Source organism: Nonomuraea terrae (assembly GCF_004348995.1).
GTDB lineage: Bacteria > Actinomycetota > Actinomycetes > Streptosporangiales > Streptosporangiaceae > Nonomuraea > Nonomuraea terrae.
Genome location: NZ_SMKQ01000452.1, coordinates 1 through 1,077 on the forward strand (window position 1 = coordinate 1; position 1,077 = coordinate 1,077).

The following is a 1,077-nucleotide window of genomic DNA, read 5'->3' on the forward strand; positions in this document are numbered from 1 at the left end:
GTTGTGGGCAGACGAGTCGAGAGTCGGCTGGTCAGCTAGGCTGCGCGCGTGAATTTCGACCTTCTTGTCCACGAAGCCTGGCCCGCGTATGAGCAGCAGTCGCACGACGGGTGGCTGCTGCGATACGCCGGCGGCGTGACCAAGCGGGCCAACTCCGTACTGGCGCTGAACCCGCCCGCCGACCTGGACTCCGCCATCAGAGCGGCGGAAGCGTTCTACGGCGGGCGTGGGGAGCGCTGCGTCTTCTCAGTGGGGCCCGGCGCCGCGCCCGGGTTGGACGAGGAACTGGAGCGCCGGGGCTATGAACTGGTCGATCAGACGTGCATCATGACACGTCCTCCCGAGGCCGGCCCCAAGGCCGGTGGCCCGCTCGACAAAGAGGTGCGGATCGAGGACCGGCCGTGGCGGGGCTGGCTGGAGACGTGGTGGGCCGTGGACGGCCGATACGGCGACGGCCTGGAGGCCGCCGAACGGGTCTGCACAGGCGTGCCGGCCTGGTACGCGGCGTTCGAGGAGGAGGGCGTGGCGCTGGCGGTCGGGCGGGCCGTGCCACAGGGGGACACGCTGGGCATCTACTGCATGGCCACCCTGCCCGAGGCCCGTCGCCGGGGCCTGGCCCGGACGGTCCTGCGCGCTCTGACACGGCACGCAGGCACCGCATCCGCCTACCTGGTCGTAACCGTCGGTAACGAGGCTGCCCAGACGCTGTACCGAAGCGAGGGCTTCCAGTTCGCCGGCCGCTACCACTACCGCATCCGTTGACCTCCACGGCCACGCTGGCCTGGTGCGAGGCGTGTCACCGCCGTGACGAGGCAGCGCCGGCTCTGTATCGAAGCGAGGGCTTCGATCTCACCGGCTGCTACAACTGCCGCGTCCGTTGACCTCCGCGGCCTCGTCGGTCTTGCAGGTGGCGTTCGAGGAGGACGGTGTGGTCACAACTACAACCCCGTCACGACAGCAGAAACCAAGTAGGTAGCTGTCCATCAAACCCGGACGGGTTCAGAGAGGCCCTTCGGCGGCCGGTGGGAAGTCGTTCGGGCAGCGGAGAGGTCGTAGGGCAGCCGAGAGGTGGGTGGG

At 69.2% G+C, this 1,077-nt stretch carries 1 protein-coding gene; it reads left to right on the forward strand.

Going from position 1 to position 1,077, the window contains the following annotated elements; translation table 11 throughout:
- The first annotated feature begins 48 nt into the window (after positions 1-48).
- A complete protein-coding gene (locus tag E1286_RS47315; protein ID WP_132623974.1) occupies positions 49-762 on the forward strand; it encodes a GNAT family N-acetyltransferase in 714 nt (237 codons plus the stop codon).
- Positions 763-1,077 lie beyond the last annotated feature (315 nt).